Annotated in this window: 11 protein-coding genes; 8 read left to right on the top strand and 3 right to left on the bottom strand. The window is 35.6% G+C overall.

The features are described from left to right. The first annotated feature begins 165 nt into the window (after positions 1-165). The 7 genes from BHE19_RS01685 to BHE19_RS01655 all read left to right on the top strand — a co-directional run bounded on the left by BHE19_RS01685 (position 166) and on the right by BHE19_RS01655 (position 7,156). Complete coding sequence (locus BHE19_RS01685) at positions 166-993, top strand: SAM hydrolase/SAM-dependent halogenase family protein (RefSeq protein ID WP_017496395.1); 828 nt, start codon at positions 166-168, stop codon at positions 991-993. A gap of 163 nt (positions 994-1,156) precedes the next feature. After that, positions 1,157-1,453, top strand: coding sequence for a putative quinol monooxygenase (locus tag BHE19_RS01680; protein WP_070905690.1), 297 nt, complete (start codon positions 1,157-1,159; stop codon positions 1,451-1,453). Between the two features lie 90 nt (positions 1,454-1,543). Further along, positions 1,544-2,269, top strand: coding sequence for a gliding motility-associated ABC transporter permease subunit GldF (gene gldF, locus BHE19_RS01675; protein ID WP_070905689.1), 726 nt, complete (start codon positions 1,544-1,546; stop codon positions 2,267-2,269). Beyond that, positions 2,269-3,954, top strand: coding sequence for a gliding motility-associated ABC transporter substrate-binding protein GldG (gene gldG, locus BHE19_RS01670; protein WP_070905688.1), 1,686 nt, complete (start codon positions 2,269-2,271; stop codon positions 3,952-3,954). The genes gldF and gldG overlap by 1 nt, the downstream gene beginning before the upstream one ends. Positions 3,955-4,062: 108 nt before the next feature. Further along, the gene (dnaN, locus tag BHE19_RS01665) at positions 4,063-5,181 is read left to right on the top strand and encodes a DNA polymerase III subunit beta (RefSeq protein WP_026109975.1); all 1,119 of its coding nucleotides are present in this window, start codon (positions 4,063-4,065) and stop codon (positions 5,179-5,181) included. Positions 5,182-5,372: 191 nt separating this feature from the next. Continuing rightward, positions 5,373-6,350 (top strand): hypothetical protein, encoded by a 978-nt coding sequence (locus BHE19_RS01660; RefSeq protein WP_089059954.1) that lies wholly within the window; start codon positions 5,373-5,375, stop codon positions 6,348-6,350. Positions 6,351-6,526: 176 nt separating this feature from the next. Further along, positions 6,527-7,156, top strand: coding sequence for a DsbA family oxidoreductase (locus BHE19_RS01655; protein ID WP_070905686.1), 630 nt, complete (start codon positions 6,527-6,529; stop codon positions 7,154-7,156). A 97-nt stretch (positions 7,157-7,253) separates the two neighbouring features. Here the strand turns inward: BHE19_RS01655 and BHE19_RS01650 are convergent, their stop codons facing one another. Together BHE19_RS01650 and BHE19_RS01645 are read right to left on the bottom strand one after the other, a co-directional pair. Continuing rightward, entirely contained in the window at positions 7,254-9,026 is a 1,773-nt protein-coding gene (locus BHE19_RS01650; protein ID WP_070905685.1) for a MutS-related protein, read from the bottom strand. A gap of 68 nt (positions 9,027-9,094) precedes the next feature. Then, positions 9,095-9,928, bottom strand: a complete 834-nt coding sequence (locus BHE19_RS01645; protein WP_070905704.1) for a universal stress protein — start codon at positions 9,926-9,928, stop codon at positions 9,095-9,097. A 181-nt stretch (positions 9,929-10,109) separates the two neighbouring features. Between BHE19_RS01645 and mnmE the strand changes: the two genes are divergently transcribed. Continuing rightward, a complete protein-coding gene (gene mnmE, locus BHE19_RS01640; RefSeq protein WP_070905684.1) occupies positions 10,110-11,510 on the top strand; it encodes a tRNA uridine-5-carboxymethylaminomethyl(34) synthesis GTPase MnmE in 1,401 nt (466 codons plus the stop codon). A gap of 601 nt (positions 11,511-12,111) precedes the next feature. On the opposite strand, the gene BHE19_RS01635 is transcribed toward mnmE, so the two are convergent. Continuing rightward, complete coding sequence (locus BHE19_RS01635) at positions 12,112-23,028, bottom strand: non-ribosomal peptide synthetase (protein ID WP_262487635.1); 10,917 nt, start codon at positions 23,026-23,028, stop codon at positions 12,112-12,114. Positions 23,029-23,030: the final 2 nt, after the last annotated feature.

The raw sequence follows: 23,030 nt of genomic DNA, 5'->3' as shown, positions 1-23,030 counted from the left end.
TTCGGCGGGAGTTTTCGGCTGGTGTGACCGAGACTGAAAACTCTGGCCAATAATTGCAATTTGTCTTTTCATTTCTTCATTTTTGCAATTACTATTACTAGCTTTGCATTTCTCAAATTTAATGAAAATTAGATTTAAATACTACCAATAGTTATAAACAAAATTATGTCAATAATTACCCTCACTACCGATTACGGCTTAAAGGACCACTTTGTTGGTTCACTAAAGGGTAAAATACTATCGGAATATCCGGAGGTTACACTTGTTGACATTTCACATGACATTGACCCATTTAACACAGCCGAAGCAAGTTACGTTATTGGCGCGTCGTATTTGAGTTTCCCAAAAGGAACCGTTCACTTAATTGGAGTAGATATCGAACGCAATAAAGAAAATCAGCATATTGCCATGCAATGGAACGATCATTACTTTATTTGTGCTGATAATGGTATTTTGAGTATGCTTACGCAGAAAATTGTTCCGCAAAAAATTGTTGCCATCAATATACACGACCGCTTTCCCAGCGAATTTAGCGATTTGGATATTTTCATTAAGGTGGCCTGTCACATTTCTAAAGGCGGCTTACTTAATGTTATTGGCAAAGAAATCAAAGAAATCAAGCAAATTACAGAGTTACAGCCCGTAGTTGCCGGCGACAACAACTCTATAAAAGGATACGTGATTTACATTGACCATTTCGGTAACGTGGTAACCAATATTTCGAAAAGGCAGTTTACAGAAGTTGCAAAGGGTCGGGCTTATGAAATTGTAATGAAACCCAAAAGCATCAAAACCATTTTACCCAATTACTCTGCCATTGCTAGTTCGGATAAATATCCCATAAAAACTTACGAAGGAGAGAAACTGGCTATTTTTAACGAAGCCGGATTCCTTGAAATCGCCATTTTCAGAAGCAATCCGTCTAAAGTGGGTTCAGCGAACAGCCTTTTAGGATTAAATTACAGAGATGTAATTACGATTAAGTTTTTATAATATTTTTTGGATTTCAGATCTGGAATTTCAAACTTAAAATACGTAAAATTTCGAATTTATTTTTTTTCATCAAAAGAACAATCAATTTTGGTATTTTTGCGCACCTTTAGTTTTTGAGATATCCATAATCTAAAATCTAAAATCAGAAATCTAAAATTGAAATATGTTTGTTCGAATAGTAAAAATGAGTTTTCATGAAGAGAAAATCCCTGATTTTCTGGAGAATTTCGAAAGTGTGAAAAATAAAATACGGGAAGCGAATGGAAATCGTTTTTTAGAGTTGTATCAGGATAAAAATAATAAATGCATATTTTTCACTTACAGCTACTGGGAAACTGAAGAAGATTTAGAAAATTACAGACAATCTGAACTCTTTAATACGGTTTGGAATTTCACCAAAAAACTTTTCAACGCCAAACCCGAAGCCTGGAGTGTGGATAAGCTGTTGAGTCTGAACTAAATAAAAAATAGTTTCAAGTTTCAGGTTTCATGTTATGTGTATGAACTTGAAACCTGAAACCTGAAACAAAAAAACAAACAATTAAGTTACATGAAATCAATCATTTTAAGAGAAATAAAATCCTTTTTTGGCTCTCCTATAGGTTATTTGGTCATTGCCATTTTCTTAATCAGCAACGGACTATTTTTATGGGTATTTGAGGGCGACTACAATATTTTAAATTCGGGTTATGCTGATTTAACGCCATTTTTCACCCTGGCTCCGTGGATTCTGATTTTTCTGATTCCGGCCGTTACCATGAGAAGTTTTTCTGATGAAAAAAAACAGGGAACACTGGAATTATTATTAACCAAACCATTATCGATCTGGGAAATTGTAAACGGGAAATTTCTGGGCTCTTTCTTATTGATTGTTTTGGCCATCGTTCCAACACTTATATATGTGAAAGTCATTTCAAGTTTAGGTGCTCCTGAAGGAAATATTGATATGGGAAGTACTATCGGTTCTTATTTTGGACTATTATTTTTAATTGCTGCTTATTCGGCAATCGGAATCTTTACTTCTACCCTGTCCGAAAATCAGATTGTTGCTTTTATCATAGCTGTTTTTCTGTGTTTTACTCTTTATTTTGGTTTTGAAGGACTCGCATCACTGATTCCGGGATCTTCCACTATTGTTTCAGTATTTGGAATGCAGGATCATTTTAAAAGTATGAGCCGCGGTGTAATCGATACTCGTGATGTGATTTATTTTTTAAGCATCACCGCATTGTTTCTGTCGTTTACTGTTTATCAATTAAAATCTTTTAAAGCGTAATGAAATCATCTACTCAACAAAATATTAAGACATTAGGCATCACCGTTTTTGTTTTAATCGCTTTAAATGTATTGGGAAGCTTATTCTTTCACCGATTCGATTTAACCAAAGACAAACGATACACTTTATCTGAAACTTCTTTACAAATCGTAAAACAGGTAAAGAATCCGCTATCGATTAAAATTTATATGCAGGGCGAACTTCCGGCAGACTTCAGACGTCTTCAACAAGAGACTCGTCAGTTACTGGAAGAATTTCAGGCCTACAACAGCAATATTGTTTTTGAATTCGTTAATCCGTTAGAAAATGAAGACGAAAGCATGGACGTTATTAAATCGCTGTATCAAAAAGGTCTTACACCTATAAACATCACGGTCGACGATAAAGGAAAACAATCGCAGGCTATGGTTTTCCCCTGGGCTGTTGCAGTTTACAATAATAAAGAAGTTAATATTCCATTGTTGAAAAACATCATGGGAGCTTCAACAACACAAAAAGTAATCGGATCAATTCAGCATTTAGAATATTCGATTGCAGATGCGATCAATAAAATTAGCAAAGACAGACAAAAAAAGGTAGCTATTATAAAAGGAAATGGAGAGTTGAACGAAATTCACATTGCCAAAATGCTCCAGCAAATTCGCGAAAGCTATTATATTGGTCCGTTTACATTAGATTCTGTAGGACAAAATCCAACAGGAACTTTAGCTGCCTTAAAAAAGTATGACTTAGCCATTATCTCAAAGCCAACCGAAACGTTCACGGATGAGGAAAAACAGGTTTTAGACCAATTCATCATGAATGGAGGCAAAACTTTATGGTTAATTGATCAGGTTGCCGCCGATATGGACAGCTTGTACAACCAGGCGGGAGCGACTCTGGCTTACCCCAGAGATCTGAATCTTAACGATATGTTTTTTAAATACGGAATCCGAATCAATCCTGATCTGATCAAGGACGAACAAGGAAGTCCGCTTAAACTAGCTACAGGCGAACAAGGAAGCGCTACACAATATCAGGATTTCATTTGGAAATATGCTCCTCTGGTACAGCCGAGCAGTCAACATCCGATCGTTAAAAATTTGGGGGGAATCAAATTTGATTTCGCCAGTCCGATTGATACGTTAAAAAACGGAATCAAAAAAACGGTTTTACTACAATCGTCTCCTTATTCAAAAGCAATCGGAACTCCGGCTCCTATTACTTTAAATAGCGTTACCGAAAAAACAACTCCGCAGGATTATGCAAACAAAGGAAATATTCCGCTTTCGGTTTTATTAGAAGGATCCTTCCACTCCGCTTTTGAAAATCGTGTTTTACCTTTCAAAGAAAACTCGTTTTTAGCAAAAGGAAAACCAAACAAAATGATCGTAATAGCCGATGGTGATCTGGCCAGAAATCAACTCGACAAAAATATGATGCCGGTTGAATTGGGCTATGATCAGCGTACCGGAAACCTTTACGATAATAAAGATTTTATGATGAACTGTATTAATTATTTATTAGACGATACAGGACTTATTAACATTAGAAGTAAAGATGTCAGTCTGCCATTATTAGACAAAGAGAAAGTTTATGAAAATTACACGCTCACGCAATTCATAACTATCGGACTTCCAATTCTAATTTTATTGATTTTCGGACTGGCATTTACCTACATCCGAAAAAGAAAATACAGTAACTAGATGTTAATAAAAAAAATGCACAAATTAAGATTGTTTACGATATATTTGTAAAACCTATCTTAGTTGAGAAAAGACTAAAGAAAAGAGCAAAAAAATAAAACAATAGAGATGAAATTTATAGTATCGAGTTCGTACTTATTAAAACAATTACAAGTTTTAGGTAGTGTAATTAACAGTAACAATACGTTGCCAATTTTAGACAACTTTTTATTTGAACTAAACAACAGCGAACTGACCGTTTCGGCTTCAGATCTTGAAACTACCATGTCTGCTACGTTGTCGATCGATTCTACAAGTAAAGGAAGTGTTGCTGTACCGGCTAAACTTTTGCTTGAAATTTTAAAAACGTTCCCGGAACAACCTTTAACTTTTACCGTTGAAGAAAACAATACCGTCGAAATTAGTTCAAACTCAGGGAAATATGCTTTAGCATACGCTGCAGGAGAAGAATTTCCAAAATCGGTAAGTCTTGAAGAACCATCTGTAACGCTTGTTCCTGCTGATGTTTTAGCAACTGCTGTAAGTAAAACTATTTTCGCAGCCGGAAATGATGATTTACGTCCGGTAATGTCTGGAGTTTTCTTCCAATTCTCACCAGAAGGATTAACTTTCGTAGCAACAGATGCTCATAAATTGGTAAAATATGCCCGTACAGATGTAAAAGCATCTCAGGTAGCCGATTTTATCATGCCTAAAAAACCTTTGAATATTTTAAAAAGTATCCTGGGAACTTCAGATGCTGAAGTAAAAATTGAATACAACGATTCAAATGCGACTTTCTCATTTGACAATTATATTTTAACCTGTCGTTTGATTGACGGAAAATACCCTAACTACGAAGCGGTAATTCCAAAAGAAAATCCAAACAAATTAATGATTGACCGTTCTTTGTTTTTAAGCTCGGTGAAACGTGTGGCCATTTTCTCTAACAAAACGACACACCAAATTCGATTAAAAATTGCCGGAGCTGAATTAAACGTTTCTGCAGAAGATATCGATTACTCTAACAAAGCAGAGGAAAGACTTACTTGTGATTATCAGGGAGATGATCTTCAAATTGGTTTCAACTCACGCTTTTTAACTGAAATGCTAACTAACCTGCAATCAGATATGATTATGTTGGAGATGTCATTACCTAACAGAGCAGGTATCCTAACTCCGGTAGACGGTTTAGAAGAAGGAGAAACTGTTACGATGTTAGTAATGCCGGTAATGTTAAATAGTTAACATCAAAACTTCTTTTTGTTACAGAGATCTTTTTTAGTTTCAAATTAAAGACATATCATTGTAAAAAAAATACAACATCGCTATTAACCAACCATTTTTTATACCTAGAAACCGCAATTCCCAAAAAGAGTTGCGGTTTTTTATTTTACACAAAACCTAACAAAAATCAATTAAAATCAAAAATAAATCCCATGAAAAAAAAATTACTTACCCTGTTTTTATTAAACTGTATCGCAACTATGCATGCCCAATGGAACGGCACAACAACTACTGCAAATGTAGGTATTGGCACTTCCGATCCAAAAACAAAACTTGAAATCGATGGTTCATCACAAATTGGGTATGAAATCGGTACATTTAAATTGAAAAGTGGAACAGCAAATCAATTTCTTTACATGGGGTACGACGACAATTATTCCGCCGGATACTTGCAAGGTGTTAAACCAGGAACTTCGCAACAAAATATATTGCTCGCTCCTAACGGTGGAAATATTGGAATTGGATTAAATAACCCAGATCGCACTTTGACTGTTGCCGGACAAATTGGTGTGAAAAATGGCGGTGTAATTTTTAATAATAACAATAAAATATGGGACATTACTTCAAGCGATAATGATCTTTCATTTAGTGAAACCGGAATTAGAACCCCTTTATATCTCAAATCTGGCGGAAACATAGGAATTGGAACTATTAATCCTACCAGTAAACTTGAAATTGAGGGTACATCACAAGCAGGTTATGAAATTGGCACTTTTAAATTAAAAAGTGCAACAGCAAATCAATTTCTATATATGGGATATGATGACAGATACTCTGCAGGCTATTTACAAAGTGTAAAACCAGGAACCTCACAACAAAATATACTGCTTGCTCCAAATGGTGGAAACATTGGAATAGGAACTTACTCACCGACACACAAGCTAGACGTCTGCGGAACAATCAGAGCACAAGAAATAAAAGTTGAATCAGTAAATGGCTGTGATTTTGTATTTAAAGACGACTATAAACTAATGAATTTAAACAATCTAGAAAAATTCATCAAAACAAATAAACACCTCCCAGAGGTAGCTTCTGAAAAAGAAATGGCAGAAAATGGAGTAAACATGAAAGAATTTCAAATGAAACTCCTTCAAAAAATAGAAGAACTTACACTTTACACCATCGAATAAAATAAAAAAATCAAATCTCTTGAAAAAATTGTAAAAAAAATGAATTCCAAGTCAAAATAAAATTTTTCTCTTTCTTGTCTTATTACATATAAACCCGACAGGTTTTAAAAACCTGTCGGGTTTGTTTTCTAAAGAAAAACCAAATCGAAAACAATTTTTTTCCTTATTTTTGATTTATGAAAATAGAAATTTGGTCGGACATTATGTGTCCGTTTTGTTATATCGGAAAAAGACAATTGGAAACAGCTTTAGCTGAATTTCCTAATGACGAGTTTGAAATTGAATGGAAAAGTTTCCAGCTTGATCCTACTATTGAAGCACAAACTGATAAAGACGTTTATACGTTTCTTGCTGAACGAAAAGGAATCTCTGTTGAACAATCCATCGAAATGCACAAAGGAGTCGTAGAACACGCTAAAAGCGTTGGTTTGGACTATCATTTTGATAAAGCAATAGTTTCGAATTCACTGTCGGCACATCGCATTATTCAGTTGGCCAAGACCAAAAATCTTGCCGATGAAATGGAAGAAATTTTCTTTCGAGCTTATTTTACAGAAGGAAGAGACTTAAATGATCCCGAAACTTTGATTGAACTTGGTGTAAAAGCAGGTCTAAACGCGGATGAAGTCAAAGAAACAGTTGAAAATGAAAAATTATACATCAGCGATGTACACACTGATCTTATTCAGGCGCAGAATATGGGCATACAAGGAGTTCCTTTTTTTGTTTTTGATCGAAAATATGCAATCTCGGGAGCTCAGCCAGTTGAAGCTTTTGTAAATACAATCAAAGAGGTACAGAAATAATTGTAGATTGTAGATTGTAACTTGATCCGCTCTTCGACTTCGCTCAGAGGGACAACTTACAATCTACATTTCACATCTTACATTTCACAATCTACAATCATATTACTCCCATTTTCTTCATCAGGAAGGTTGCACTCTTATTTTTACAAATTCCATCACGCAGCTTGTAATCAAAATGAAGTTCATTGTCTTTGATTTCGACTTCAAAACACTGATTGATTAAAACCTTAGGGTATTCATTTGTTGTCAGACACACCTCAATATCGTGTGTGGCAATCGCACCAATTGCATTCTTAGCGATTACCTTTTTTACGACTTCGATTGTTCCGTTTCGTTTATCATCAGAGTTTGTTCCTCTCAAAATTTCATCCAATAAAACAAAAGCAGGACGTTCTTCCAAAGCATCCATAATTTGCTTTAAACGTTTAATTTCAGCAAAAAAATACGATTCACTATCGGCTAACGAATCGGACAATCTCATTGAAACTAAAACTGGAAGTGGATGCATATTAGCTTTTGAAGCACAAACTACTGAACCAATTCCTCCCAGTACCATATTGATTCCTAAACTTCTTAAAAAAGTACTTTTACCCGACATATTAGAACCTGTTAAAATCAGGAAAGATTCAGGATAAAAGTGAGTATCATTCCCTACTCTTGTTGCTGAATTTAACAAAGGATGACTCAAATTTGAAAATCCAATTTTATAGTCGGAATTAATTTCAGGAAACACAAAATCAGGATTATTATACGATAAGTTAGCTAAACTGTTCAGTGCTTCAAACTCCCCAACAATATTAATCCATTGCTCCAATTTTTCAGAATAGTTTTCTTTCCATTTTAAAAGCGCTTTTAAAACATGCAAATTGAATAAAAACATGCCGTTAAAAACCGTTGCCGTAACAAAATTGTTAATCGTATCCATTCTGGAAAATAGCTCCGAAAGATCTTTTAAATGTTTACTCGCCGTTGCATTCTTAAAAATAAGCTCTTGTTGTAAATCAATCAATCTTTTTGACTGAAAAGTTTCTGTCTCGATTTTTTGAACCAGTAAACTATATTGCTTAATAATTTTATCCACATTATCAGCCTTCGCAATCTCTGACTGAATCCGTTTAAAAGAACTTCCCAAAACAATCATATTGGCAATAAAAACATAGGTCAGATACGATAATAAAATTACTTTTGAAGTAATAAAATAGGCTGCCAAAAAGCCAAAAAATAATACTGGAAGAATAACGGATAACGCAATTAAAACTTTAGGTAATTTATTATTTTGAAATGATTTCCAATAAATTAAAGCATCATAAGTATTCTTTGTGTCATAACTAATCATTGCCAAGGCCAAAAAATCCTGACGCCAATCCATTTTAGTTTTCAATTCCCCGATTGCTTCCTGATTTTCAAGAATAGTTTCATTGGAAGACAAATTCAGCAATTGATTGGCCAGTGTTTTTTTTCCGATATAAGTGGCCGTTCTGTTTAGATTTTGAAATAACGAATGCTCTCCAAAAATATCCAGATCGTAAGCATATGGATGACTGAAATCATTGAATTCGATTCCGTTCTCAAAAGGGATTTTTTCTCTTTTCAAATAGACAATTTCATTCTTATTTAGTTTTAGAATTGCCTTAGTATGTTCTCTTTTAAAAGATAAATGCGAATGAATACGCATTAAAAAGAGAAAACCAACAAAAGACAGAAAAGCAAAAGCTACGTAAAGTATTTCATTCGTTTTTATGTAGTAAAACAATAAAAACAAACACAGAAATACGCTTAAAAGACGTAGAATACTGATGCTGTTGTATTTTTTGTTGATTTTATTAAAGAGTGCTGTATAGTATTCAACTTTATTGTGATAGGCTTCCATTCTTATAAATTAATGAAACACAAATATAGCTTTTACACTCACATTCCAGCACTAATTAGTCTTTGATTTTAGCTTTCATGCATAACCAAAACCGGTATCGAAACTTCCTTAGTTATTTTTTTACTGAAACTGGATTCGAAAATACTTTCAAAGAAAGATTTTTTGTGTGTAATAACCGTCAGAACGTCCACATCTTTATACAGGACAAAATCGAGAATAGTCTCTTTTACTTCATCACTTGGCAAGACCAAAAACTCTACATTTTCATGAGCAAATTCTTTATCCCATTCTTTAATTGTGGCATCAGAAACATCTGTGTTTGATGCTCTAACGTATAGACTTTTTACTTTAGCATTTGTTTTCTTTGCTATTTCCAGCACTTTTCGAAGCTCAGCCTTGTCTTTTTCACGGTAGCGGGTTGTAAAACCGATTGTTTTTATCTTTTTGAATTTTGCATCTGCGGGAATACACAAAACGGGTACTTTGACTTCTGAAATTACAGAACTTGTATTTGATCCGAGGAAAAATTTTGTCCAGTCTGAAACACCTGAAGTTCCCATTATTACAAAATCGATATGATCTTCTTCTACAGCATTTTTCAGATTAAAAATCAAATCACCGTCCATCAAACGATGTTTGATTACAATGTGATCTAATTTTCGTTCCGCGGCAATAGTTCTAAGTTTTGGAATCTCATCTTTAAACATTTCAAACTTTGCCAGTTCGATTGAACTGTAAATCGAGGCGTAATTTTCGGGGAAAAACTGACTATCGTAAACCGGAATCTCAAAAGTGTGTAACAAAACTAATTCGGCGTTTACAATTTTGGCAAATTCTAAGGCATGGACAAAAGCATTTGTCGCCGCTTCAGAAAAATCTGTGGGAAATAGTATCTTTTTCATTTTGCTTGAGATTAAAGGTTTGTTTCTCAAATTTAAACATTCTAAATGCAAATCAAACTGATAATTATCAGTATTTTAACATTTAAAAAATTACTAAAATTGACATTTAAAAGACTGGAAGTCTCCTAATCAACTCTTCTTTGAGTTCGCAACTTTATGGCTTTTTTTATACCTTTGCAGCATGATAAATCAAGATTCTATAGTTGCATTGGCTACCCCATCCGGGGCTGGAGCTATTGCGATCATTCGTATTTCAGGTTCCGATGCTATTACCATTGGGAATTCGGTTTTTAAATCCATAAAAAACAAAGACTTAACTCTCCAAAAAACCCATACTTTACATTTAGGCCATATTGTGGACGATTCGAAAACACTTGATGAAGTATTGGTTTCCGTTTTTAAAGGACCTAACTCTTATACAGGAGAAAATACGATTGAAATTTCATGTCATGGCTCGACGTATATCCAACAGCAAATTATTCAGTTATTGTTACGAAAAGGTTGCCGAATGGCTGATGCGGGGGAATTTACCCTTAGAGCTTTTTTAAATGGAAAACTTGATTTATCACAGGCAGAAGCAGTTGCCGATTTGATTTCATCAGATAATGAAGCATCACACCAAATCGCTATGCAGCAAATGCGCGGTGGTTTTAGCAATGAAATAGCCAAACTTCGTGAAGAGCTACTAAACTTTGCTTCTTTAATTGAGCTAGAACTGGATTTCGCAGAAGAAGATGTAGAATTTGCCGACCGTACACAATTTCATGAGTTATTAAATCGAATTGAATTTGTCTTAAAACGTCTGATTGATTCGTTTGCAGTTGGTAATGTGATCAAAAACGGAATTCCGGTTGCTATTGTGGGAGAACCAAATGTGGGTAAATCTACTCTGCTCAATGCCTTATTGAACGAAGAACGCGCCATTGTTTCTGACATTGCAGGAACCACACGCGACACCATCGAAGATGAGTTAGTGATTGGCGGAATTGGTTTCAGATTTATTGATACGGCAGGAATCCGTGAGACTAAAGATGTGGTAGAAAGCATCGGAATTAAAAAAACCTTCGAAAAAATTGATCAGGCACAGCTTGTTGTCTTTTTGTTTGATGGTTTCAGGTTTCAGGTTTCAGGTTCTGACTATATTGTAGAGATTGAAAAGGTTAAAAACAAATACCCTCTTAAACCTATATTAGTAGTGGTCAACAAGGTTGATTTATTGAGTGAAAATGAAATCGGGAACATCAATCAAAAACTTGAAACTTTAAACTTAAAACTTCTAAAAATTTCGGCTAAAGAAAATATTGGAGTGGAAGAATTAAAAGAGCAATTGCTTTCTTATGTCAACACAGGAGCACTTCGTAATAATGAAACTATCGTAACGAATACAAGGCATTACGATTCTCTACTTAAAGCCCTGGATGAAATTCAGAAAGTAAAATTTGGTCTGGAAACTAATCTTTCAAGTGATCTGATTGCACTTGACATACGCGAAGCTTTATATCAATTTGGTCTTATTACCGGTCAGGTTTCCAACGATGAATTGTTAGGGAATATTTTTGCTAATTTCTGCATTGGCAAGTAGGCTCCACAAAACAAAACAAAGAATCCCAGTTAAAATACTATAAAATAGCATTTTAACTGGGATTTATTTTTCTGTTTATATAATTTTATTTGCAGATAGTTCGCCCTTTTTTGTACCATGATTGTACCACGAAAAAAATTTTCTTGTTTGGGATTTTTTTCAGCGAAATTATGACACAATGAGACACAATGGGACACTTAAAGTCACATTAATTATGAGTTCAAAAATTAAAACTACCATTTCTAATTCACTAAACCTGTCTAAAATCATAGTAGATAGATCAAAATTACTATTCCAATTCTAATCTGTTCTAGCAAAATCATCATCAACACTAGCAAATCTAATGATTTGCATTTTCTTATATAGCATTTTCAAATTTGAAGTTTATAGATTTTCTAACAAAGTGTCAGTTATAAAATTGACATTATTATAATTCTAAATACTGACAAACATTTCTATTAAATTAAAAAGCATGAAAAAAATCAAAAAAAAATGTCCTTAGCAATTGCTTTAAATAAAAGAAATTGATTAAATCTTGATTATAAGGATAAAAAACAGCTGTAAAAAGTATTACAGCTGTTTCATTAATATAAATTCTAAATTACTGTTTTAGATGCATACAAATTTGCTCAACATTCTCTTTATTTAAAAGTGCACCATGGGTGGTAGATATTGAATGTACTATTATTTCTTTATTCGTATATTCATTCCATCCATAGTCATCATTATCATTAAAGAATATTTCTCCATACTTTTCCACATATGCTGATTTAAACAAGACAATTTTTGCATCCAGTTTTTCTTCTACTTTATTTAAATATGAATAATTTTCATTGTAGAAACTAACTTCCAAACGTCCTCTTAACTCCTGATCACTTATTTTAAATTCCGACTCTCTTAACAATTTACTCAAAGATTCGAGTTGTTCTTCTTTCGATTTATCTTCAAGAGCTAAAATTGAAAAATCAAAATCTTCTCCAAATATTGCTGTTTGTTCTTTTAAAAATTCTCTAAATAATTCATCTTCATTGATTTCGCTATTATCTTCATTTAAAATTCTTCCATCGAAAATTAATAATTCTTCTACATGAAATCCATTATTTCGCAATTGCAGTGCCATTTCATAAGCGACAGTCGCTCCAAATGAATATCCTCCGAGTCGATAAGGGCCATGTGGATCCTTTTTTTGCATTTCTGTAATAAATCCGGAAGCCATTTCTTCTATAGATTCTGAAATTGGTGATTCTCCATATAATCCCGGACATTGAAATGCATAAACAGGCTGATTTTTTCCTAATAGTTTTGTCAGTTCAATAAAACAATTCACTGTTCCACTCCCCGGCGGCGTTAGAAATATAGCTTTTCGACTTCCTTTTTCCTGTAAAGGAACCATAACGCTATTTTTGAAATGATCCTCTGAATGGATGTTAGCAACAAACTCAGCAATAGTTGCATGCTCAAAAACGGTATTGATGCTGAAATCTGTAGAGAATACCTCATTAATAAGAGCTACTAATTTTATAACTAGTAAACTATGCCCCCCCAATTCAAAGAAATTGTCCTGTATTCCTACCTTATCAATTCCTAAAGTCTCCTGCCAGATTACGGCTAGTTGTTCTTCCGTTTCATTACGGGGTGCTACGTATTCTTTACTTAATAATTCTGAACCATCTGGATCTGGTAATGATTTCTTATCCAGCTTCCCATTACTGGTTAATGGCATTACATCTAACACGACCCAGATCATAGGAATCATATACTCAGGCAAATTTAGCCTTAACCCTTGCTGTAAAGACTCTTTGTCTAATGCATCTTCCAATACAACATAACCCACTAAATTCTTAGTGCCATTTGCATCAGCTTTAGCCAATACACAACACTGCGTCACTCCTGCTAAAGATGACAATACATTCTCAATTTCGCCTAATTCTATTCGATAACCACGAATCTTAACCTGATCATCTTTTCTTCCGATAAACTCAATAGTACCATCTGGCAACCAGCGTGCCAAATCTCCTGTTTTATATATTCTTTCGCCTGCTTTAAACGGATCATTTATAAATTTATCGCTGGTTAATTCTTCCTGGTTTAAATAACCTAATGCAACTCCACTTCCTCCAACGCATAACTCTCCAACAACTCCTATGGGTACTAAGTTTAATTCAGAATCCGTAACATATACGTGGCTGTTTTTTATCGGTTTTCCGATAGGAAGAGCCTTTACTCTTGCTCCCTCAATGGTATAAGTTGTTGAAAATGTAGTATTCTCTGTAGGGCCATACCCGTTTATAATCTGAAGAGACGGATATAGTTCTTTTAACTTATTGGTATAGGTAAATAAGACTACATCTCCTCCAACCAATAAAGAAATAAGAGGTGCAAAAACAGATGCATCTTCTTCAACTACCTGATGAAACCAGGAAGCGGTCATCCACATAGTAGTAACTTTATGTCTGATTATAAGGTCTTTTAAACTTTTGATCTCTAATAAAGAATTTGTATCTGCTAATACCAACTGACCTCCATTTAATAAAGTACCCCAAAATTCCAAAGTTGTCGCATCAAAAGCAACAGATCCAGTGGACAGCCAAACTGTATCTGAATTTAAAGCAGTATAATCACAACTTGTACAAAGGCTAACAATATTACCGTGTGTAACCATCACTCCTTTTGGATTTCCTGTAGTTCCTGATGTATACATTACATAAGCTGTTGAAGCTGGTGCTATTTCACATGAAATAGCTGAAGATTCGTAAGTATAGGATTCTGTAACATCTAAAAGAAAAATAAATTCTGAAACGGATAGTTTAGACAGTAACGATTCTTCACTGTAAAGAAGAAAGCTCACGTTTGAATCTTCAATTATATAGGATAAGCGATTAGATGGCAATGAGGCATCTAATGGAACATAAGTACATTCTGACTTGAGAATACCAAGCATACTAATGATCATATCAAAACCCCTATCAAACAATATAGCTACTCGCGAATCTTTAACCACACCATTCGATTTCAAATAATGAACTAATTGATTGGAACGTTCCTCTAATTCTTTATAAGTCATCGTATTATTTCCACAAACTAATGCAACATTATCCGGAGTACGCTTCGTTTGTTCTTCTAATAAATCTACTATAGTTTTCTCTTTTGGATAAGCTGTATCAGTATCGTTGAAAATACTTAATAATTGGTATGATTCTTCTTTGGTGAGCATCGACAGATTACTTATTGGCTGGGTAATATTCTCTGTAATACTAATCAACAACTCCTGATAATGCGATAGCATTCGATCTATTGTCGATTGATCAAACAGAGTAGTGTTGTAATTTACTCCTAATGAGATACCCTCGCTGTTTTCAGATGCATTAAATATTAAATCAAATTGAGCTGTAGTAAGTTCAGAAGGGTAAGTTGATAACTTAACTCCCTGAATACCTAACTCTTCTTGTACAGCTTCTTCAGATTTTGATTCCATCTTTTTAAAATCAAACATCACTTGAAACAAAGGACTCATACCCTTATCACGGGTCGTAACCACACGATCTACAACTTTCTCAAAAGGAGCTAACTGATGATCATATCCTTCAAGGGTAGTCTGTTTTACTCTTGCCAATACATCCTTAAAACTCGGGTCTCCACTTAAATCACTACGAAGTGCCAGAGTATTCACAAAAAAGCCGATCATACCCTCTAAATCCGATTGCGTTCTATTGGCTATTGGTGTTCCTACGCAAATGTCTTCCTGACCACTGTAACGAGACAACAAAGCTTTAAAAGCGGATAATAAAAGCATAAACAGCGTTACGCCTTCTTCTTTACATAATTGCTCTAATGAAGTCCTTATTTCCTGATTTAGCATTAAAAAAGTAACTGCCCCTGCATTGCTCTGCATAGAAGGACGGGTATAATCTGTAGGCAATGACAAAGTGCTTACTCCTTTTAGTTTGGATTCCCAGTATGATAATTGATCCTCTAAAACAGTCCCCTCTAAATATTTGCGCTGCCAAATAGCATAATCGGCATATTGTAACCTAAGCTGAGGTAAAATTGCTTCACGACCAGATTCAAAGGAACTGTATAATTCCATAAAGTCATTGACCAGAATCGCCTCTGACCAACCATCACTGGCGATATGATGAAACACACATGCCAGAACATACTTCTCATTGCCTAAGGTATACAAACATGCTCGCAGTTTATAGTCTTTAGATAAATCAAAAGGTTTATTGGCATAGTCTGCTATATGATTTTTTAATGATAGTTCATCCGATACAATCTCCGCATCCAATGACCAGTGATCTGCACTTATAATTTCCTGATAACCGATACCTTCTGCTGACAAAATCATACTACGTAAGATCTCATGGCGCGAAACAATCCCATGAAGGGTTTGTTTTAGTATCGATACATTTAGGGCTCCCTCTAAACCAAGAACAATAGGGATATGGTATTCGGTACTGCCGTGAAGCTGATCCAAAAACCATAGTCGTTCCTGACTAAAAGATAATGGAATACATTCTGGACGGTCTCCACCTGTAATACCGGGAAGTAAAACAACATCTGACTGAGATGACAAATGTATCCCTAGTTCTGAGATTGTGGCATATTCAAATATTTCACGAATAGAAACTTCTGTTATCAATTCCTTACGGATCATTGAAACTAAACGTGTGGCCAGTAAACTGTGACCGCCCAGTTCGAAGAAGTTGTCATGAATTCCTACTTGCTCTATGCCTAACAGGTTTTGCCAGATTTCAGCTAACTGTAATTCTGTTTCACTGCGTGGAGCTACATATACTGTATTGGATAAGTCTGAAATATCAGGATCCGGTAATGACTTTTTATCCAGCTTTCCATTACTGGTTAGCGGCATTTCTTCTAAAGCAACCCATAATTGGGGAACCATGTATTCTGGTAAGCTTAACTTTAATTGTTTTTGTAATTTCTCTTTGTCTAATGCCTCTTCCAATACCACATAACCTATCAAACGCTTATTGCCTGCTGTATCTTCTTTGGCCAGGACACAACATTGACTTACACCTGTTAAAGAGGACAGCACATTTTCAATCTCTCCAAGCTCGATGCGATAACCACGAATTTTAACCTGATCGTCTTTCCTGCCTATAAACTCTATATTACCATCTGGCAACCAACGTACCAAATCACCTGTCTTATAAATTCGATCGTCTTCTTTAAACGGATTCGCTATAAATTTTTCCTTTGTTAAATCTCGCTGATTTAAATAACCTCTGGTAACTCCTGCTCCACCAATACACAACTCTCCGATGACTCCTACAGGTAAAAGCTGATCGTGATTATCCAAAATATAAACTTGAGTATTATTAATAGGCTTACCAATAGGAATCTTAGTTATTGGAGTATTTAATACTTTATAATTAGTGGCAACTACAGTAGTTTCTGTTGGTCCGTAATTATTATAAATAGCAATATCGCTTGATTTACTTAAGTGTAGTACATCTCCGCCTGTTAAAACAATAATATTAGGTAAAGATATTTCTTTGTCTACAAAACTCTCACATACTAATGTAGGCATGTAAGTATGTGTAATAGCATGTTGGGTTAAAAAAGTAAAAAGCTTATCCAAATCGTAACGATATTTTTCTGAAATAGGATATAAACTGGCTCCAGAAAGCAAGTATGGATATATTTCCCAAACACTAGCATCAAAACCAACCCCTGAGAATAGAGTACCTCTACTTTGAGCAGTTACAGAATATGCAGATTGATGCCAAAAACATAAATGAACCAAGTTTCTATGCTCAACCATAACTCCCTTAGGTTTACCCGTACTACCCGAAGTATAAATAACATATGCCAAGCCAGCAGGAGTTGTAATTATTTCAGGTAAATCAGCAGGATACGAAGTAATAACTTCTTTGAAAGTATCTAATAACAAATCATCTACAACAATAGTGCAATTACTGTCATTCTTTATATACATTTTTCTTTCTTCAGGAAAATTAGGATCGATGGGAACATAAGCCGATCCCGTTTTCAATATCGCAAGAAGTGAAATAATTAACCAATCACTGCGATCTAAAACTACTCCAATTAAACTATCCTGACTAATGTTATTATTCGATAATAAATAGTGTGCCAACTGATTGGAGCGCTGATCTAATTCTTTGTAGGTTAGCTTTTCATCTTCATAAACAACTGCAACAGCATTAGGTGTTTGTTTAACCTGCTCGGTAAATAAATCAACTATTGTTTTATCTGATGGATAGGCAGCTTCAGTGTTATTGAAAACATTCAATAATTGATGCTCTTCTGCCTGGGTAAGCATGGACAGAGTACTGATTGGTTGTTTGGTACTGCTTATAATACTTTGCAATAATTCCTGATAATGCAGCAGCATACTCTCGATTGTAGCCTTATCAAATAAAGCTGTGCAATAATTTACCGCTAATGAAATACCATTGTTATTTTCTGATGCACTAAATGTCAAATCAAACTTAGAACTAACCGTATCAAACTCATATCCGGAAATAATAATATCATTTAATTCGTTCTCTTTTTGGACTTGATTATCTCCTTCATTTTGTAATACAAACATCACCTGAAACAACGGACTCATGCTCCTATCACGGCTTGTAACCACACGATCAACCACCTTCTCAAATGGGGTTAACTGATGATCGTATCCCTCTAAAGTGGTCTGTTTTACTCTTGACAACACATCCTTAAAACTCGGATCACCGCTCAAATCACTGCGAAGCGCCAAAGTGTTGACAAAAAAGCCAATCATTCCTTCTAATTCTGCTTGCGTTCGATTTGCAATTGGTGTTCCAACACAAATGTCTTCCTGACCGCTGTAACGCGACAACAAGATCTTAAAGGCGGATAATAAAAGCATAAATAAGGTTACTCCCTCCTCTTTACAGATAGCATTTAATGAAGTTTTAAGCTTCTGGTCTAAAGCTAAAGAGACAGCTGCTCCTGCATTGCTCGGAGCCGAAGAACGGGGATAATCTGTTGGTAAGGACAAAGTGCTTACGCCACTTAGTTTGGATTCCCAATACGACAACTGATCCTCTAAAACTGCTCCTTCTAAATAGTTACGCTGCCAAATCGCATAATCGGCATATTGTAAATGAAGTGTTGGTAGATTAGCGGTGCTGTTGGATTGTAATGCACTATATAATTGTGTAAACTCATTCACCAAAATTCCCTCCGACCAGCCATCACTGGCAATATGATGGAAAACACATGCCAAAACATATTTCTGATTCCCTAAAGTGTATAAACACGCTCGCAGTTTATAGTCTTTTGATAAATCAAAAGGTTGGTTGATATAGTCGGCGATCTGATTTTTTAAGACGAGTTCATCCGATATGATCTCTGTATCCAGTGACCAGCCTTCTGCACTGATGATTTGCTGATAACCGATACCTTCTTCGGATAAAAGCATGCTGCGTAAGACCTCATGACGCGAAACAATACCATGCAGGGTTTGTTCCAGCAGCGATATCTCTAAAGCGCCTTCTAAACTCAGAACTATAGGAATGTGGTATTCGGTACTGCCCTGAAGCTGATCCAAAAACCATAGTCGTTCTTGACTAAACGATAAAGGAATTCGCTCCGGACGCTCTCCCCCTGTAATAACCGGAAGTAAAACACCTTCTGACTGAGATGATAAATGAGTTCCTAATTCTGAGATTGTAGTATGTTCAAATACTTCACGGATAGAAACTTCTCTTTTTAAATCCTTACGAATCATCGAAACTAAACGCGTAGCGAGCAAACTGTGACCTCCGAGTTCGAAGAAGTTATCATGAATCCCTACTCGTTCTACCCCTAACAGGTTCTGCCAGATCTCGGCTAGCTGTATTTCTGTTTCGTTGCGTGGTGCTACATATTCTTTACTCGATAGTTCTGAACCATCCGGATCCGGTAATGCTTTTTTATCCAGTTTTCCGTTACCGGTTAATGGCATTGTATCTAATGCTACCCATAATTGAGGAACCATGTATTGTGGCAGACTTAATTTTAATTGGTTTTGTAATTGCTCTTTGTTCAATTTTCCTTCTAAAACTACATAACCAACCAGACGTTTATTGCCTGTTGTATCTTCTTTAGCCAGAACACAACATTGTGAGACTCCTTCTAAAGAAGATAAGATGTTTTCAATCTCACCTAATTCTATTCGATAGCCGCGAATTTTAACCTGATCGTCCTTTCTGCCGATAAACTCAATATTTCCATCGGGTAACCAACGTACTAAATCACCTGTCTTATAAATTCGTTCACCTTCCTTAAATGGATTACTTATGAATTTTTCAGACGTAAGCTCAGGCTGATTCAGATAACCACGACCTACTCCTACTCCGCTAACCCATAATTCTCCTATTATACCTATTGGGCACAAATTCTCAAAAATATCTACTACATATAGAGACATATTGGCTACTGGTTTCCCAACAGGAACAATAGTACTTTTTGGAGCTTCTTTCATGATATGAAGACTTACGTCATCCGATGCCTCTGCCGGACCATAAGCATTTACTACAGGAATAGAAGGGTACACAGAAAACCATAACTGTAATAGTGATGTAGTAGCTGCCTCTCCGGTAATTAAAAAATAATGTAAATCTTCCAATCCTTTTCTTGAACCTGTCTCTAATAAACTCAACAAGTAAGAAGGAACTAATTGAAGATGTGTAACTTGATATATTTCTAAAGCGTCTTGAAAATCAGAGATATCTAAGATCATGCGTTCACTATAAATAGCTATGCGACCTCCACAAAGTAAACCACTTAATAATTGCCATACCGAAATATCAAAGGTGAATGGTGCTGTAAAAGCTACAACACTATTATTATCCATTTCTAACTCATCTACCATTACCAAAAGGTGATTTAATAAACCACAATGATCAATCATTGCTCCTTTAGGAACTCCAGTACTACCTGAGGTATAAATCACATAACTCAAAGAATTAGATGAATAAGATAAATCTAATGAATCAACTGAATAGTTATTATATACAGCAGCAGAACCTCCTAATACTATGGTAGTGACATCTAATGCTAAAGAGTTCAAAATATTCTTTGTAAAACTATCAGTAAGCAACAAACTACATCCTATATCTTTAACAATATAAGAGATACGGGTTGTTGGATAATCTGGCTTAATTGGAACATAAGCACCACCTGATTTTAAGATTCCAAGAATACCTATCAGCATCTCAAATCCTCGTTCCAGACAGATCCCTACCAGATCATCGGGTTTTACACCCTGCTCACGCAAATAATGCCCCAACTGATTAGAACGTTGGTCTAATTCTTTATAAGTTAGCTCTTCATCTCCATAAACAACTGCAACAGCATTAGGTGTTTGTTTAACCTGCTCTTCGAATAAATCAACTGTAGTCTTATCTAGAGGATATGCAACAGCCGTGTTATTGAAAACATTCAATAATTGATGTTCTTCTGCCTGGCTAAGCATCGACAGATTACTGATTGGCTCAGTGATATTTTCAGTAATGCTTTGTAATAATTCCTGATAATGCAGCAACATACGGTTGATTGTAGCCTCATCAAATAAAGCTGTACCATAATTTAGGGCTAATGAAATACCAGTGCTGCTCTCGGATACACTGAAAGATAAATCAAACTGAGCTGTAGCAATATCAAAAGGATAACCTGAAAGCGCAACTCCTTGTATACCTTTTTCCTGTTCTCCAATATCTCCTGATTTTGATTCCACATTATGAAAATCAAACATCACCTGAAACAACGGACTCATACTCCTATCACGGCTTGTAACCACACGATCAACCACCTTCTCAAATGGGGTTAATTGATGGTCGTAACCTTCAAGAGTTGTTTGTTTTACTCTTGACAACACATCCTTAAAACTCGGATCGCCGCTCAAATCACTGCGAAGCGCCAGAGTATTGACAAAAAAACCAATCATTCCTTCTAATTCTGCTTGCGTTCGATTTGCAATTGGTGTTCCAACACAAATGTCTTCCTGACCACTGTAACGCGATAACAAGATCTTAAAGGCAGATAATAAAAGCATAAACAAGGTTACTCCTTCTTCTTTACAAATAGCGTTTAATGATGCGCTCAGCTTCTGGTCTAAGGCTAAAGAGACAGCTGCTCCCGCATTGCTCGGAACCGAAGGACGGGGATAATCTGTTGGTAAGGACAAAGTACTTACGCCACTTAGTTTGGATTCCCAATACGACAACTGATCCTCTAAAACCGCTCCTTCTAAATAGTTGCGCTGCCAAATCGCATAATCGGCATATTGTAAATGAAGTGTTGGTAGATTAGGTATGCTGTTGGATTGTAATGTACTATATAATTGTGTAAACTCATTCACCAAAATTCCCTCCGACCAGCCATCACTGGCAATATGATGGAAAACACAAGCCAACACATATTTCTGATTCCCTAAAGTGTATAAACACGCACGCAGTTTATAGTCTTTTGATAAATCAAAAGGTTGATTGACATAGTCGGCGATCTGATTTTTTAAGACGAGTTCATCCGATATGATCTCTGTATCCAGTGACCAGCCTTCTGCACTGATGATTTGCTGATAAGCGATACCTTCTTCTGATAAAAGCATACTGCGTAAGACCTCATGACGCGAAACAATACCATGCAGGGTTTGTTCCAACAGCGATATCTCTAAAGCGCCTTCTAAACTCAGAACTATAGGGATATGGTATTCGGTACTGCCCTGAAGCTGATCCAAAAACCATAGTCGTTCCTGACTAAAGGATAAAGGAATACGCTCCGGACGCTCTCCCCCCGTAATAACCGGAAGTAAAATACCTTCTGACTGAGATGATAAATGAGTTTCTAAGTCTGAAATCGTGGTATAGGCAAAAACATCCGCAATTTCAATCTCTTTAGAGAGTTCTTTACGGATCATCGAAACTAAACGCGTAGCCAGCAAACTGTGACCTCCAAGTTCGAAGAAATCATCATGAATTCCTACTCGTTCTACCCCTAACAGGTTTTGCCAAATTGCTACCAACTTTTCTTCTGTTTCGTTGCGTGGTGCTACATATTCTTTACTCGATAGTTCTGAACCATCCGGATCCGGTAATGCTTTTTTATCCAGTTTTCCGTTATCAGTTAATGGCATTGTATCTAATGCCACCCATAATTGAGGAACCATGTATTCAGGCAAACTTAATTTTAATTGGTTTTGTAATTGCTCTTTGTCTAATGCTCCTTCTAAAACTACATAACCAACCAGACGTTTGTTGCCTGTTGTATCTTCTTTAGCCAGAACACAACATTGGTTTACGCCCGCTAAAGAAGATAAGGCGTTTTCAATCTCCCCTAATTCTATTCGATAACCGCGAATTTTAACCTGATCGTCTTTTCTGCCGATATATTCTATGTTACCATCCGGAAGCCAGCGTGCTAAATCCCCTGTCTTATACATTCGTTCGCCTTCTAAAAAGGGGCTGTCGATAAATTTCTCATTTGTTAGTTCTTCTCGATTTAAATATCCTCGCGCTACCTGAATAC

The organism is Flavobacterium tructae, from assembly GCF_001853485.1.
GTDB classification, from domain to species: domain Bacteria; phylum Bacteroidota; class Bacteroidia; order Flavobacteriales; family Flavobacteriaceae; genus Flavobacterium; species Flavobacterium tructae.
Note: the sequence above shows the minus strand (reverse complement) of the source record. Positions and strands in the feature narration are given on the sequence as shown.

What these genes read in the sequence shown, in the direction of transcription:
- BHE19_RS01650 (WP_070905685.1), bottom strand. Translation starts at nt 9,026, where the DNA reads ATGGAAGCCTATCACAATAAAGTTGAATACTATACAGCACTCTTTAAT.
- BHE19_RS01660 (WP_089059954.1), top strand. Translation starts at nt 5,373, where the DNA reads ATGAAAAAAAAATTACTTACCCTGTTTTTATTAAACTGTATCGCAACT.
- BHE19_RS01655 (WP_070905686.1), top strand. Translation starts at nt 6,527, where the DNA reads ATGAAAATAGAAATTTGGTCGGACATTATGTGTCCGTTTTGTTATATC.
- BHE19_RS01645 (WP_070905704.1), bottom strand. Translation starts at nt 9,928, where the DNA reads ATGAAAAAGATACTATTTCCCACAGATTTTTCTGAAGCGGCGACAAAT.
- gldF (WP_070905689.1), top strand. Translation starts at nt 1,544, where the DNA reads ATGAAATCAATCATTTTAAGAGAAATAAAATCCTTTTTTGGCTCTCCT.
- BHE19_RS01680 (WP_070905690.1), top strand. Translation starts at nt 1,157, where the DNA reads ATGTTTGTTCGAATAGTAAAAATGAGTTTTCATGAAGAGAAAATCCCT.
- mnmE (WP_070905684.1), top strand. Translation starts at nt 10,110, where the DNA reads ATGATAAATCAAGATTCTATAGTTGCATTGGCTACCCCATCCGGGGCT.
- gldG (WP_070905688.1), top strand. Translation starts at nt 2,269, where the DNA reads ATGAAATCATCTACTCAACAAAATATTAAGACATTAGGCATCACCGTT.
- dnaN (WP_026109975.1), top strand. Translation starts at nt 4,063, where the DNA reads ATGAAATTTATAGTATCGAGTTCGTACTTATTAAAACAATTACAAGTT.
- BHE19_RS01685 (WP_017496395.1), top strand. Translation starts at nt 166, where the DNA reads ATGTCAATAATTACCCTCACTACCGATTACGGCTTAAAGGACCACTTT.